Here is a 15,686-nt window from a genome sequence, read left to right on the forward strand (position 1 = left end):
CACCCAAACAAAAGCCCCCTGTACATAAGTACAGGGGGCTTTTAGGGTATAGGGAGCTGACGATGACCTACTCTCACATGGGCGGACCCACACTACCATTGGCGCAACGATGTTTCACTTCTGAGTTCGAGAAGGGATCAGGTGGTTCCATCGTGCTATTGTCGTCAGCAAAGGGGGTATAGATATGAGTTGTTGTATTGAACCTGAATCAAGTCACTTATATAAGTGATATAAATAATCAAATATATAAGTAATTATCAGGTGATATCGAAATAATTGGCTGATGTACAACTTTAAAACCACTTGGGTGTTGTATGGTCAAGCCGATCGAGCAATTAGTACAGGTTAGCTACACACATCACTGCGCTTCCACACCCTGCCTATCAACGTTGTAGTCTACAACGACTCTTAAGGGAAATCTAATCTTGAGGTTGGCTTCCCGCTTAGATGCTTTCAGCGGTTATCCAATCCGAACGTAGCTACCGGGCAATGCCATTGGCATGACAACCCGAACACCAGCGGTTCGTCCACTCTGGTCCTCTCGTACTAGGAGCAGATCCTCTCAAATTTCCAACGCCCACGGTAGATAGGGACCGAACTGTCTCACGACGTTCTAAACCCAGCTCGCGTACCTCTTTAAATGGCGAACAGCCATACCCTTAGGACCTGCTTCAGCCCTAGGATGAGATGAGCCGACATCGAGGTGCCAAACACCGCCGTCGATATGAACTCTTGGGCGGTATCAGCCTGTTATCCCCAGAGTACCTTTTATCCGTTGAGCGATGGCCCTTCCATACAGAACCACCGGATCACTAAGACCTACTTTCGTACCTGCTCGACTTGTGGGTCTCGCAGTTAAGCGCGCTTTTGCCTTTATACTCTTTGAACGATTTCCGACCGTTCTGAGCGCACCTTCGTACTCCTCCGTTACTCTTTAGGAGGAGACCGCCCCAGTCAAACTACCCACCATACATTGTCCTCGGTATTGTTATACCTGAGTTAGAACCTCAACATGACCAGGGTGGTATTTCAAGGTTGGCTCCACAAATACTGGCGTATCTGCTTCAAAGCCTCCCACCTATCCTGCACAAGTCAGGTCAAAGTTCAATGTAAAGCTGTAGTAAAGGTTCACGGGGTCTTTCCGTCTAGCCGCGGGTACACAGCATCTTCACTGCGATTTCGATTTCACTGAGTCTCTGCTGGAGACAGCGCTGCCATCATTATGCCATTCGTGCAGGTCGGAACTTACCCGACAAGGAATTTCGCTACCTTAGGACCGTTATAGTTACGGCCGCCGTTTACTGGGGCTTCGATCAAGAGCTTCGCCTTACGGCTTACCCCATCAATTAACCTTCCAGCACCGGGCAGGCATCACACCCTATACGTCCACTTTCGTGTTTGCAGAGTGCTGTGTTTTTAATAAACAGTTGCAGCAGCCTGGTATCTGCGACTGCTAATAGCTTACGGAGCAAGTCCTTCACCATCAGCAGCGTACCTTCTCCCGAAGTTACGGTACCATTTTGCCTAGTTCCTTCAGCAGAGTTCTCTCAAGCGCCTTGGTATTCTCTACCTGATCACCTGTGTCGGTTTAGGGTACGATTCGTTTATGACTAAGTTTAGAAGCTTTTCCTGGAAGCATGGTATAGACCGCTTCGCTGTACAAGTACAGCTTGCTATCAGATCTCAGCATTAATAGCCCGGATTTACCTAAGCCATCTGCCTACATCCTTTCACCTGGACAACCATCGCCAGGCCGGTATAACCTTCTCCGTCCCTCCATCACATCATAAACAAGTATCGGAATATTAACCGATTTCCCATCGACTACGCCTTTCGGCCTCGCCTTAGGGGTCGACTCACCCAGCCCCGATTAACGTTGGACTGGAACCCTTGATCTTCCGGCGTGGATGCTTTTCACACCCATTATCGTTACTCACGTCAGCATTCGCTCTTGTGATACCTCCAGCATGCCTTACAACACACCTTCTCAGGCTTACACAACGCTCCCCTACCACTTGAAACAATTTTCAAATCCGCAGCTTCGGCTCCTAGTTTGAGCCCCGTTACATCTTCCGCGCGGGCCGACTCGACTAGTGAGCTATTACGCTTTCTTTAAAGGATGGCTGCTTCTAAGCCAACCTCCTAGCTGTCTATGCCTTCCCACTTCGTTTCCCACTTAACTAGGAATTTGGGGCCTTAGCTGGCGGTCTGGGTTGTTTCCCTCTCCACGATGGACGTTAGCACCCACCGTGTGTCTCCCGGATATCACTCATCGGTATTCGGAGTTTGCATCGGTTTGGTAAGTCGGTATGACCCCCTAGCCGAAACAGTGCTCTACCCCCAATGGTGTTCGTCCGAGGCGCTACCTAAATAGCTTTCGGGGAGAACCAGCTATCACCGAGTTTGATTAGCCTTTCACCCCTATCCACAAGTCATCCCCTGGCTTTTCAACGACAGTGGGTTCGGTCCTCCGGTGCCTGTTACGGCACTTTCAACCTGCTCATGGATAGATCACTCGGTTTCGGGTCTATACCCCGCAACTAAACGCCCTATTAAGACTCGGTTTCCCTACGGCTCCCCTAATGGTTAACCTCGCTACAGAATATAAGTCGCTGACCCATTATACAAAAGGTACGCGGTCACCCCACAAGGAGGCTCCCACTGCTTGTACGCACACGGTTTCAGGTTCTATTTCACTCCCCTCACAGGGGTTCTTTTCGCCTTTCCCTCACGGTACTGGTTCACTATCGGTCAGTCAGGAGTATTTAGCCTTGGAGGATGGTCCCCCCATCTTCATACAGGATTTCTCGTGTCCCGCACTACTTAATATGCTTCATCTAGAATTTCGACTACGGGACTATCACCCACTATGGTCAGATTTCCCACTCTGTTCGTCTATTCTAAAATCCGTCGGCTCCTCCCCGTTCGCTCGCCGCTACTAGGGGAATCTCTTTTGATGTCTTTTCCTAAGGGTACTGAGATGTTTCACTTCCCCTCGTTCGCCTACCAGTAAACTGGTATACCTAGCTTACGCTAAGTGGGTTTCCCCATTCAGAAATCTCCGGATCACAGGATATTGCCGCCTCCCCGAAGCTTATCGCAGGCTGTCACGTCTTTCTTCGCCTCTGACTGCCAAGGCATCCACCATGTGCGCTTAATTACTTGACCATACAACCCCAAAGGGTCTTATACATTATTAAATTAATGTGTATGAATTAGCAATTATAACGATATCACCTTGATAATTTACGCTTGATTCAGTTCTCTTATTACTTTTTACGTTTATAACCAACCCCTTGGGATAACAGCAATACTATATTAGCTATTGACGTTAAAGAGGTTGATTAATGGTTAGCAGATGGCTCAGTGATGATTCATCCGCTAACCGGATATTACAACTCATATCTATGTTTTTAAATAGTAATAACGTCTTCATCAGATCGTTATGTTGTTTCTGTATAAAACAGAAGTAAGAAATCGTTTTACTGATTGCTTACTTCTATTTTATCTTCTTACTATCTCTACTACGTAATGGTGGAGCCAAGGAGAGTCGAACTCCTGACCTCCTGCGTGCAAGGCAGGCGCTCTACCAACTGAGCTATGGCCCCTGAGAAGCGTGTAAAAAAAGCACCGCTTTTTTAGCTTCGCAAGAGAAATTTCCTTAAAGGGAAATTTCTAGAAGCCTTGTACTTTCCAAGATCTCATATGGTGGGTCTGATAAGACTTGAACTTATGACCCCCGCGTTATCAACACGGTGCTCTAACCAGCTGAGCTACAGACCCTGAGCGAGGATATAGATGAAGCACTGCTTCATCCCGAGCGCAAGAGAAATTTCCTTTAAGGGAAATTTCTATAAGTCTTGCTTCCTCGAAAGCTTTTATCTACTAAAACTAAAGAACAACTTGTTGTGAATTCTTGCTGACCGAATGCCGTTTATAAGGAGGTGATCCAGCCGCAGGTTCCCCTACGGCTACCTTGTTACGACTTCACCCCAGTCATCGACCACACCGTGGTGAGCGCCATCCTAAAAGGTTAGGCTACCCACTTCTGGTGCAATCAACTCCCATGGTGTGACGGGCGGTGTGTACAAGGCCCGGGAACGTATTCACCGCGGCATTCTGATCCGCGATTACTAGCGATTCCGACTTCATGGAGTCGAGTTGCAGACTCCAATCTGGACTACGATAGGCTTTTTGAGATTCGCATCACATCGCTGTGTAGCTGCCCTCTGTACCTACCATTGTAGCACGTGTGTAGCCCTGGTCGTAAGGGCCATGATGACTTGACGTCGTCCCCGCCTTCCTCCAGTTTGTCACTGGCAGTATCCTTAGAGTCCCCGGCCAAACCGCTGGTAACTAAGGAAAAGGGTTGCGCTCGTTGCGGGACTTAACCCAACATCTCACGACACGAGCTGACGACAGCCATGCAGCACCTGTATTCTAATTCCCGAAGGCACTCTCGTATCTCTACAAGATTCTAGATATGTCAAGACCAGGTAAGGTTCTTCGCGTTGCATCGAATTAAACCACATGCTCCACCGCTTGTGCGGGCCCCCGTCAATTCATTTGAGTTTTAACCTTGCGGCCGTACTCCCCAGGCGGTCTACTTAGTGCGTTAGCTGCGTCACTAAGGGATCAAGTCCCCCAACGACTAGTAGACATCGTTTACGGCGTGGACTACCAGGGTATCTAATCCTGTTTGCTACCCACGCTTTCGAACCTCAGTGTCAGTATGATGCCAGGAGGCTGCCTTCGCCATCGGTATTCCTTCAGATCTCTACGCATTTCACCGCTACACCTGAAATTCTACCTCCCTCTCACCTACTCTAGCCTAACAGTATCAGATGCAGTTCCCAGGTTAAGCCCGGGGATTTCACATCTGACTTATTAAGCCACCTACGCTCGCTTTACGCCCAGTAATTCCGATTAACGCTTGCACCCTCTGTATTACCGCGGCTGCTGGCACAGAGTTAGCCGGTGCTTATTCTGCAGCTAATGTCATCGCTTATGGGTATTAACCATAAGGTCTTCTTCACTGCTTAAAGTGCTTTACAACCAAAAGGCCTTCTTCACACACGCGGCATGGCTGGATCAGGGTTGCCCCCATTGTCCAATATTCCCCACTGCTGCCTCCCGTAGGAGTCCGGGCCGTGTCTCAGTCCCGGTGTGGCTGATCATCCTCTCAGACCAGCTACAGATCGTCGCCTTGGTAGGCCTTTACCCCACCAACTAGCTAATCCGACTTAGGCTCATCCAATAGCGAGAGCGCAAGCGCCCCCTTTTCCCCGTAGGGTGTATGCGGTATTAATACGAGTTTCCCCGTGCTATCCCCCACTACTGGGCAGATTCCTAAGTATTACTCACCCGTCCGCCGCTCGACGCCTGATAGCAAGCTATCATCGTTTCCGCTCGACTTGCATGTGTTAAGCCTGCCGCCAGCGTTCAATCTGAGCCATGATCAAACTCTTCAGTTTAATCTTGCTTGTAACCTTTCACTTAATTAAAAGTAAGATAGATTACTAATCTTGGCTCATTTAATACTAGCAAATTGCTTTTCGTATGTTTCATATAATGAATTAACTTCGAGTTTTTCTGCTGTATTAAATGATAATTTTTTATAGTTAGTCATTATCCATACCTATTAATAGATACAAACAATCCCAACTTCATTTTTAGCATTCTTAATCAGCAAAAATCCACACAAGTTGTTCTTTAGTTCTAGCTTTTAAATAATGACTAGCTTGTCGTCCAAGACTAGTGTATTTCTTGCTTAACACCTCTGAGATCATCTCTCTACGTGCCGAGCAGGCTGACTATTCTATCACCATTTTTCGGTGTGTCAACTTTTTATTTCTTTTAATTTTCTCAGGGTTTTCACTTTAAAAACTCTCGTTTTTTTAAGTGCGTCCTAATGAGCTGCGTATTATAGGCGTTTTATTTTTGGTGTCAATAAGTTAATTAGATTTTTTCAAATAAATTTCTATATTAATCAATATCTTCTGCTATAGCTACTATGTTCTGGTTATCTCATAGCCCCGCTTAACTATATAGTATTACTTACGCTATAAGGCTATAGCATTCCAACAGATTTAAAGAAGTCTTTATAAGCCGCTACTTTTTTATCCAGAGATAAAGGATACGCTCTTGATGTTGAGGGTAAGCGATAAAGTGTCAATTCCCGTCCTGCGTATGTATATTCAATCTGCTGGTTGGTTTTAGGCCATTTAGACTTAGCTATCTTTAAACCCTGATCCTCTTGTAGTAATTGCATTAATATCTCTGTGGCTTTCCCACCTGTTGTGAATAGAGTTTTTACATGGGGTACTTGTCGCAAGACTTCTTTTAAATCTACAGTTTCTACAATGGTTAGAAATTCATCTGCTGCATTGTCCTTTTCTCGGATCACGCTTTTAACTGTGGGACAAGATGCTATTCCACGCTCGTTCAAAAAAGCTTTGATTCGTTCTGGATCAAAACCCTTTTTATCATCTGTGCGCTGCGTATCTATAAAGTGATCTGCGTCATCAAAAAACACACGTCCATAGATGCGCCACATATCATTATGAAAGTTGGGGTAATGGAATTGCATTCGCCATTTATCAGCCTTTGGTGGCATGGTGCCCATCATCATAATCGTGGCATGTTTTGGTAATACGGGTTTAAATGGATGACTTTCTACCACCCTCCCATCTGGTAAAGTTTTAAAATTATCACGCTTCATATTCCACTCCAATAACGCATGAACTAAAAATGTAGTTTTAGTTCATTGTTTAAATTGTTCGACTGTTAAATGTTCAACGTTTAAAAAAATTTTCTAGTTTAAAATGTGCTTCAAATAATATAACTAAACAAACTTATACCTTATTCAATCATTCGTATTTATATCCGATTATTCATAATTCAAGTAGTAAAAGTTGCCATTTTATTCATGCCTAAGTTGGTTTTATTTTATTGGTATAATCAAATTTAATATTGCTTTAAACTGATAGCTATAATCACCAAATATTCGACGTAATAATAGTCTTACTTAGTGAATAATAAAGTTATATGAGTTAAGTTATGTGAATATAGCTAAGTAACTGCCGTTATAAAGAGTTATCAAAATAATTATTTTAAATTTGATATCGTAAATTTTGACGCGCCATTTATAAAACACCCTACTTTATATAATCCAATATCTATCCCCAAACGACCTTCAAAGAGGCATTATGAGCAATTTAAATGTAGAGATAATTAATCATCCCTTAGTACGTCATAAATTAAGCTTAATGCGTGCCAAAGATTGTAGTACTTATAAATTTCGCACCTTAACCATTGAGCTTGCCCGCTTGATGGCTTATGAGGCATGTCGTGATTTTGAAATAGAAGAGTTTAGTATGCCAGGGTGGGATAGCACTGACATCATTGGTGAACAAATTGTTGGAAAAACAGTTACAGTAGTTCCTATTTTACGAGCTGGCTTAGGGATGCTTGATGGGGTATTAGACCTTCTTCCAACTGCAAAAATTTCTATGGTAGGTTTACAACGTGATGAGGAGACGTTACAGCCTGTGCCTTTTTTTGAAAAGTTGGTCGCTGATGTAGACCGTCGACCTGCATTGATTATCGATCCAATGCTAGCCACTGGCGGCTCAATGGTAGCCACAATTGATATGTTAAAAGAAAAAGGCTGCTCAACAATTAAAGCTTTGGTATTAGTCGCGGCTCCTGAAGGAGTTCGTTTGGTTAATGAGACCCATCCAGATGTTGAGATATACACCGCTTCTTTAGACAGTCACTTAAATGAAAACGGTTATATAATCCCCGGCTTAGGTGATGCTGGAGATAAGATTTTCGGTACTAAGTAGCTAACTTAAGGCCTCATTACTCACATGATCATCATTAAGTTGTTGATATCACTCTATAACAGCAAGTGTTTATTACCTATTATTAAGTTACTAACTTATAGAATAGTGCCTAATAAGGAAGGTTAACTCTGGTTGGGCGGTGTTTTTAAGATTTTGCTCTTGGGACAAAGTTAAATTCTGAAAATCCAGAATCATTACTTCGTTGCGTGCTCCATCAGAAGTGCGTTTATTATGCTTTACGGCAAATGCTTTAACTTTTTTTGAATTGACCTTTATTATATTTAATATAAAAACTGAGTTTGGATCGAGATTAAAAACTTGTGGTTTACTCTGCCCTTTGGAGTAATATTTAAGGGCCTCATTAATCGCTTGGAAGGGGTTTAACGTAGTGATTAATAGCTTATCTCTGCGCATCGTGTTAGAAAGCTGCCCGCCTGCTAACAACATTTGATCTTTGGGTAAATACTGAGTATGCCGCATTAACTCATGCTTCAATAAGTCTGGCATATCTGTGTTAAACACATCTTCGGTTTGCTGGTAAAATGCACTAAAGCTGCGCTGTATGTAACGACCAAATACGGTAAAGTTCACCCAATCTTGATAAATATCATTTTGTAAAAGTAGCTGGCTAAACTGCTTCTGATTATCTCTTAATTGAGAAGATAAGTAAGGGTTATCTGCGTTCGTCGCTCGATAATACAATTGTGTTTGCAAGGTATAAATAAGTAGCTGTTGCGCTGACTCAACTTTTTGATGCCCCCAGTTAAGTGGATATAGCGCTTGATCTAGACTCGGTAGCTCTGGGATAAGGTGTGATGAAGCTTTTCGATTTAAAAATGAAAGCATCACTGCTCCGGAGTATGGTTAACAGTTTGCTCAAAAGCTAAAAAATTCTTACGCTCAGTATCTGTCCATGCTAATTTTTCAGTTGCGTCTTTATTTAAGCGCACTAACACAGACTCCCCTGTAGCCGCCACAGCTTGTTGGGACTGGCTATAATAACAATACTCCATAACCAAACTGGTATTCCCGAGTTTTTTAGTGCGAACACCGATAAGCAGAGTATCTGGGAATACCACAGGTTTTAAATAAGTGCAGCTTGATTGAGCCAACACTGTGGTCACCTCTTCGGAAAAAGCACCCAACTCACTCAAGTAATTAATACGCGCTGACTCAGCATAACGATAATAAACTACGTTATTGACATGATTAAAGGCATCCATATCATTCCAAGCGACAGGCTGAACATAAATACTGGCAAAACCAGCCAGGGCTCCAGGCTTATCAAACTCTTTATCTAATGTAAAACTAAACATGGATATAGTATCTCTCCACAGCTTCTATAAATTGCAACAGTAGCTGTAACAGTAGTTTAAATAGGGGTTAGAAGTATAACGTAGAAAGTTTTAAGACTTTACTCTAGGTTTGTGACACAAGTCACGACTAATAGTCAGTATTAAAAGCATTCCAAATTTAATGGGTTTTATCTATTGATTTTCAAGCAGTAGCCTGACACCTCGCCAAACTTCATCAGGATCTAAATGCTCGATGCGGATACAATTGAGTTTCAAATCACTGACCGTATCAGTAAGACGCTTACCAAAGGTTAAATAATAGAAGTCCGACATAGCGTAAATTGTATCAGGCAAATCAGAATCAAGCTCTGCAAATTGTTCTCTCCAGTTAGTAAAAGCTTCACCACTACTGATTAGAACAATAGGGCGTTTAGGATGATTTATAGCCTTGAGACGATGTGCTAATTCGCTAAACTTTAAGGCAGTATCACGAGGACAACGACGCTGATACCAAGCTATGGCATGTACCGTCACCTCATTTTCCTGCAAAAAGTTTACCAAGACACGTCTTCCTCCTCGCCCACGCCAGACCAAAATATGATCGTCTTTACCTAACGTGTTTAAAGCAGACAGCTTTATCATGCCTTCGTTGCTATACTCATCAGGACATTGTACTTGCCAGCCAGCGTCTCGCAAAATTTCTGCGGTAGCATGACCAACGGCGATGACTACCGCTTTAGGAATAAACCCTTTTGGACAAGCAGCTAAACCCATTCGAGCTGCCGTTGGACTAACCACCACCAAAGCCTGATACTTATTAGGCTGTTGATAAAAATCTAGCTGATACTGCTGTTCGCGCTCACTAATATCAACGGTCACTAATTCTAGTAAAGGCAATGACAATACCGTCATCCCTTTTTCTTGCATGGCAAGGTTTAAGGGCTGAGCACGACTGGTTGGACGGGTATTGATAAAAACCATAACACCCCTAAAAGCTAAATAATAGCAATTAATAAAATATATAATCGACAGTAACCGGCTTATTCATGTTACGTTTTAAATGCCATGCCAATAAATAAACCTTATTTATTGGAATAAATTGCCGCTAAAATACCATCTGCCCCCAATGACAGCAATTCATCAGCCACATCGATGCCTAACTGCTCTGCTTGATTCTCACGATCGGCCTGATTACCTGTTAAAGCAATACGTTTATCCGCTTTAAGTAGTGTGGTTCCATCTTCAGACCCTACTCTGCCGCGTACCCATAATGTTTTGACATTAGACTGCTCTGAGTCTTTTTCAATGACAGAGTATGCTGCAATAGGAACCTGACACCCGCCTTCTAAACGACGGTTTAGCGCTCGCTCAGCTTTTAGGCGAATACGGGCTTGTCCATCGTTAAGAGGCTTTAATAAAGATAAAACGGCGTCATCACCTGCACGGCATTCAATGGCCAACGCCCCTTGCCCTACTGCAGGCAAACTAATATCTATATCTATTTCATGTTTGATACGATCACTGAGCTCAACTCGTTGCAGACCACTGGTTGCTAGTATAATCGCATCATATTCGCCGGCATCTAGCTTACCCAAGCGAGTTTGCACATTGCCTCTAAGCGTTTTGATTTGTAAGTCAGGACGGTAGGCTTTTAGTTGACACTGACGACGTAGGCTTGCGGTTCCGACCACCGCTCCTTGAGGTAAATCGTCTAACTTGTCGTAGGTGTTTGAAATAAAAGCATCTGTTGGGGACTCACGCTTACAATATGTGCCTAATAACAGACCTTCAGGTAGCTCCATAGGCACATCTTTTAAAGAATGAACTGCAATGTCTGCTCTACCGTCATAAAGAGCTTGTTCAAGCTCCTTAACAAATAGACCTTTACCGCCTATTTTAGCCAACGGGGTATCAAGGATTTTATCTCCTTTGGTCACAATAGTTACCAAACTGACTTCAAGCTCTGGATATAGAGACTCTAAACGAGACTGTATGTGCTCTGCTTGCCACATGGCGAGAGGGCTTTTACGAGTCGCAATTTTTAAGGTCTTAAGTGCAGTGGAATGTGCTGATTTAGTCATAGTTATCTTTTCTTAGGAATGGTTGTAAAGTAGAAAATAAAATTTAGTCTTAAGGCTCGATATTAAACCTAACGATTATCTTGCATATTTAACCATAATTGGTCATGTATTTCAGTGATGTTATGTTGAGCGCTTACTTAATTCGCTTAAGTGGCCGAGCAATCAGACAACAAATAGTTGTCAGTTAATAATTAGTAGTTGAATGACATTAGTTTAATATTAGTAGCTCAATTACAATAGCTTCTGGACAGTAGCTTAAGAGAGCAGCTAATCATCATCGGCTAACTGGCAAGGCGACCTAGTCCTTTGCTATACTGCTTTTAAATACTACTTACTTTACGCCATTTTTGGATTTGAACTGATATGACAGACAACGACTCGAATAAAAATTCTACTACTCAATCAAATGATTCTAATAGCAGCAGTGGTCAAGGGCAGCAGATGTGGGGTGGGCGCTTTAGTGAAGCAACAGACAGCTTCGTTGCGGCATTTACCGCTTCAGTCGGCTTCGATCAGCGCTTTGCTAGACATGACATTCAAGGATCGATAGCTCACGCTACCATGCTAGGCCGTTGCGAAATCTTAACTGCAGAAGAAGTAGAGACGATAATAGACGGCTTAAATCAAGTACAAAAACAGATTGATGCAGGCGAATTTAAATGGTCGATCGCCCTTGAGGATGTACACATGAATGTCGAGTCTCGCCTAACCGATATCATTGGTACAGTCGGTAAAAAACTGCATACGGGACGTAGTCGTAATGACCAAGTAGCAACCGATATTCGTCTATGGCTACGTGAAGAGGTAGATAATATCGTAGAGTTATTGGTTAAGCTGCAATCAGGGTTGCTAGACTTGGCTGAGAAACACACCGATACTATTATGCCAGGGTTTACCCATTTGCAAACCGCGCAGCCAGTAAGCTTTGGTCATCATGTATTGGCCTGGTTTGAAATGCTCAATAGAGATACAGAGCGCTTGATCGATGCCCGTCGTCGTATCAACCAAATGCCTTTGGGCAGTGCAGCGCTGGCAGGCACTACCTTCCCAATTGACCGTACGATTACGGCCGAGTTGTTAGACTTTGAAGGTATTTGTCAAAATTCTTTAGATGCTGTATCTGACCGAGATTTTGCTATCGAGTTTACCTCAGCGGCCTCTATACTGATGATGCATCTATCACGTATGAGTGAAGAGATTATCTTATGGATGTCAGCGCAGTTTGATTTTGTGCAAATCCCAGATAGATTCTGTACGGGCTCATCAATTATGCCGCAAAAGAAAAATCCTGATGTTCCTGAGCTGGTGCGTGGTAAAGCTGCAAGAGTATTTGGTCAACTAATCACCTTACTAACGTTAATGAAAAACCAACCACTGGCTTATAACAAAGATAACCAAGAAGACAAAGAGCCGTTATTTGACTGTGTTGATACCTTGACCGGCTCTTTACTTGCATTTGTGGATATGCTGCCTAATATAGTACCTAACAAGGAAAATATGCGCGCTGCCACCATGAAAGGCTATGCCACAGCCACCGATTTAGCAGATTACTTAGTAAGACGCGGCGTGGCTTTTCGAGACGCTCATGAAGTTGTTGGGAATGCGGTCGCTTTAGGTATTAAAGAAGGCGTTGATTTAAGCGAACTTGAGCTTGAGCAACTACAGCAGTTTAGCGATGCTATTGGAGAGGATGTTTTTGATTATTTAACGCTTGAAGGCTCACTGGCAGCGCGTGATCATCTTGGCGGCACTGCGCCAAAACAAGTTATCGAGGCTGTTGCTCGCGGTCGTGAGCGTATCAAAAGCTTTAACATCGATTTAAAGTAACCGTTTTAAAGTGGCTTATTTAAAACAGCGTTTAGACTTAGCTTTTAGCAAATAAATATTTGAAAATAATAGGATAAAATAATGACAGCTACCTTTGATCCAAAAGCAAACCTGGTTTTTTGCCGCAAATATCAACTAGATTTACCCAAAATGTCAAACCCGCCTTTTCCCAATAAAAAAGGGGAGGAGCTTCAAAACACAGTGTCTAAAAAAGCTTGGGATGAATGGTTGGAACTGCAGACCATGCTCATTAATGAGAACCATCTAAGCATGCTAGACCCTGAAGCTAAGAAGTTTATAAATGAGCAACGCGAGAAGTTTTTAGACAATGCTGACTATGAGCGACCTGCGGGTTATACGCCTCCGTCTTAACCCTACCTTAATATGATTGAAATATATGGGGCTATTTATAATTAGTATATGTCACTGACAGAGAATATTTCTAAATAGCCCCTATTATTAAAGAGCTATCCGCAGCAAAGTCTGATTAAACTTAATGAGCTGTGCTGTCTTTATTTTCTTTTTTTATTCCAATACATAGTCCTAACATCACTAAAAAATATATTGGTGTCGCTGAAATATAGGCTAAAGGCAACATCCACATAAAAAATAAACTACGCATCTCGCCAGTGGCGCCTTGCCCAATCACTAAATCAGTGAATACCAAATAAAAATACGCCATCATAATACTCAAAAATGGAAAAAGAAGACCGGTAAATATCATAAGTGACCAAGTATACTCAGGAGTATCTTGCTGAGTTTTTTTCAGTAATTGGTAGTTTGTTCGCCCGAACACAAGCAAAGCAAATAGTATGACAACATAGAGCGAGATACTTGTTAAAACTTTAGCCACAGCATTCAATGGCTTTTGATAAGTAAATGACATCTTAGTAGGGGTTTGTTTTTTAGACGCCCAGTGCTTCGTTTGTTCTAATGGCTGATCAAATTCTGCATCAATATCCACACTTATATAATCCGTATTACCTTCGAAATTAAAGGAGAGTCTAGTCCCTTGATACGCTGCTGCAGGTTTGAAATTAGCAAATCTATATTCAAAGGAGTTTATGCCCGTCCAATCGCTTCCATAGTAAGACGAGTCTACGCTATAGGTAGTACGGATAGTATGCTTACCTTTATCTAGATTTGAAACTATAAACTGTGAATATTCTTGATAAGAACGAAAGGGTTCAACTCCATTTTCGCTCATAAAAGTCGTGCTATTTAATAAACGGCTTAGGTCACCCGATGCATCAATGTCTTCTTGGTTAGCTGTAACAACAGCTCGATCATTTTGACTGTTGTTTTGCGAACCTCTATTTTCAGTAGAATAAATTGTGTCCGCATCTTCCAGTAGATTTGGCTCAATTATCTGTGCTTCAACAGGTTTACCATCAATGCTAATGGATATTTTTTTATCTTCATAATAAGTAACATCACCATACGTGTTAAAAATTACTGGTACTTGCAGTCCATCCTGTGTGTTTATAATATGATATTCGGCATGATACGTTGCGGTATCAAAATCTGCATCTGCATCAATGTTGATAACTTCTGACAATACTTTTATATTTTCATTAAAATCAGCTGATCCTATAGAAGTACCTTGAAACATAATGGGTTGAAACGCAAAAGCTGGCATTATCATTATAAAAACGATAACAGCATAGCCTATTATATGAATCAGTTTTTTTATCACCCTTTTCAATAGAACTTTACCTTTAAATAAATCTTATGCTCTTTAAATAAATCTTATTATCTTTAAACAGTTAATAAATATAAGTGTACAGCTTTTAATCAGAAGCAGAAACTATATGGTGATAAAAATTAAAAAAAGCCAATATCTTTATGATATTAGCTTTTATAATTAATACTTACCTTACTTATAAAATCACCTTATTCACCATTACGCGCCGCCAAACTTTCAGAAGCTTCTTGTACAGTTTGTTCTATAAATAGAAAGTCGGTATGACGCACATCTTTACCACTACTACAGTAGATAACAAGCTCTGCAATATTGCGCGCATGATCACCAATACGCTCAAGTGCACGAAGTACCCATAAAATATTAATAACCTTAGACACATGCCTGCTATCTTCCATCACATAGGTCATCAATGATCGACTGGCAGACTGATACTCAGTATTTACCGTATTATTACTTTGTAGTACTGATAACGCCTGCTCTGGGTCTAGACGCGTAAACGCGTCTAATGAATCGAGCAACATGAGGCGAACCTGATTGGATAAATGCTGTACTTCTGAATAGCCACGTGGCGATGCGCCCTCTTCGTGTAACTTTCGAGCCATGCGTGCAATCTTGCTCGCTTCATCCCCTACCCGTTCAAGATCCACAACCCCTTTAGACAAGGCCATAATCAATCTTAAATCGCTGGCAGCAGGTTGACGTTTGGCAACCAGCAAAATCACCAATTCATCAACCTTGATTTCCATTTGGTTAATCACGTCATCCGTTTCAATAACTTGATTGGCAATCTTCAAATTACTGTCGATAAGTGAATGCGTGGCCGAGGTGACTTGTTCAGCAGCCATACGACCCATTTGCATAAATAGATCGATACATTCTTTCAAATCATTATCAAAACTTTTAGACGAATGTTTTTCATTTAGTGGCATAA

The 15,686-nt window shown here is 42.2% G+C and carries 10 protein-coding genes, 2 tRNA genes and 3 rRNA genes; 3 read left to right on the forward strand and 12 right to left on the reverse strand.

The genetic code is table 11. The features are described from left to right. Nucleotides 1-54 precede the first annotated feature (54 nt). From rrf to AC21OH_RS10195, 6 genes are all read right to left on the reverse strand, one after another. Nucleotides 55-169, reverse strand: a 5S ribosomal RNA gene (gene rrf, locus AC21OH_RS10170). Nucleotides 170-314: 145 nt separating this feature from the next. Continuing rightward, nucleotides 315-3,168 (reverse strand): 23S ribosomal RNA (locus AC21OH_RS10175). 364 nt (nt 3,169-3,532) lie between these two features. Further along, nucleotides 3,533-3,608 (reverse strand) — tRNA-Ala (locus AC21OH_RS10180). 98 nt (nt 3,609-3,706) lie between these two features. Further along, nucleotides 3,707-3,783: transfer RNA gene (locus tag AC21OH_RS10185), tRNA-Ile, on the reverse strand. A gap of 154 nt (nt 3,784-3,937) precedes the next feature. Then, nucleotides 3,938-5,474, reverse strand: a 16S ribosomal RNA gene (locus AC21OH_RS10190). The 16S, 23S and 5S rRNA genes sit together here with 2 tRNA genes alongside, the layout of an rRNA operon. Before the next feature lie 596 nt (nt 5,475-6,070). Then, nucleotides 6,071-6,721, reverse strand: a complete 651-nt coding sequence (locus tag AC21OH_RS10195) for a DNA glycosylase (RefSeq protein WP_487370737.1) — start codon at nt 6,719-6,721, stop codon at nt 6,071-6,073. A 487-nt stretch (nt 6,722-7,208) separates the two neighbouring features. Here AC21OH_RS10195 and upp point away from each other — a divergent pair, with 487 nt between their 5' ends. Continuing rightward, a complete protein-coding gene (gene upp, locus AC21OH_RS10200) occupies nt 7,209-7,847 on the forward strand; it encodes a uracil phosphoribosyltransferase (RefSeq protein WP_487370738.1) in 639 nt (212 codons plus the stop codon). A gap of 90 nt (nt 7,848-7,937) precedes the next feature. Here upp and AC21OH_RS10205 read toward each other — a convergent pair whose 3' ends face one another. From AC21OH_RS10205 to hemC, 4 genes are all read right to left on the reverse strand, one after another. Continuing rightward, nucleotides 7,938-8,693 carry a hypothetical protein gene (locus tag AC21OH_RS10205; protein ID WP_487370739.1) on the reverse strand — a complete coding sequence of 252 codons (756 nt, stop codon included), beginning with the start codon at nt 8,691-8,693 and terminating at the stop codon, nt 7,938-7,940. Continuing rightward, nucleotides 8,693-9,163: an acyl-CoA thioesterase gene (locus AC21OH_RS10210; protein WP_487370741.1), complete on the reverse strand. Its 471-nt coding sequence runs from the start codon at nt 9,161-9,163 to the stop codon at nt 8,693-8,695. The genes AC21OH_RS10205 and AC21OH_RS10210 overlap by 1 nt, the downstream gene beginning before the upstream one ends. Nucleotides 9,164-9,334: 171 nt before the next feature. Further along, on the reverse strand, nt 9,335-10,123 hold the full coding sequence (locus AC21OH_RS10215; RefSeq protein ID WP_487370743.1) for a uroporphyrinogen-III synthase: 789 nt from the start codon (nt 10,121-10,123) through the stop codon (nt 9,335-9,337). A gap of 101 nt (nt 10,124-10,224) precedes the next feature. Next, nucleotides 10,225-11,223, reverse strand: coding sequence for a hydroxymethylbilane synthase (hemC, locus tag AC21OH_RS10220; RefSeq protein WP_487370745.1), 999 nt, complete (start codon nt 11,221-11,223; stop codon nt 10,225-10,227). A gap of 441 nt (nt 11,224-11,664) precedes the next feature. Between hemC and argH the strand changes: the two genes are divergently transcribed. Further along, the gene (gene argH, locus AC21OH_RS10225; RefSeq protein ID WP_486535781.1) at nt 11,665-13,050 is read left to right on the forward strand and encodes an argininosuccinate lyase; all 1,386 of its coding nucleotides are present in this window, start codon (nt 11,665-11,667) and stop codon (nt 13,048-13,050) included. A gap of 81 nt (nt 13,051-13,131) precedes the next feature. Further along, nucleotides 13,132-13,422, forward strand: a complete 291-nt coding sequence (locus tag AC21OH_RS10230; protein ID WP_487370748.1) for an oxidative damage protection protein — start codon at nt 13,132-13,134, stop codon at nt 13,420-13,422. Between the two features lie 121 nt (nt 13,423-13,543). Here AC21OH_RS10230 and AC21OH_RS10235 read toward each other — a convergent pair whose 3' ends face one another. Both AC21OH_RS10235 and phoU read right to left on the reverse strand, forming a co-directional pair. Further along, complete coding sequence (locus AC21OH_RS10235; RefSeq protein ID WP_491139656.1) at nt 13,544-14,695, reverse strand: hypothetical protein; 1,152 nt, start codon at nt 14,693-14,695, stop codon at nt 13,544-13,546. Nucleotides 14,696-14,943: 248 nt separating this feature from the next. Further along, a complete protein-coding gene (phoU, locus tag AC21OH_RS10240) occupies nt 14,944-15,684 on the reverse strand; it encodes a phosphate signaling complex protein PhoU (RefSeq protein WP_486535768.1) in 741 nt (246 codons plus the stop codon). Nucleotides 15,685-15,686 lie beyond the last annotated feature (2 nt).

The organism is Psychrobacter sp. CX10 (assembly GCF_057621575.2).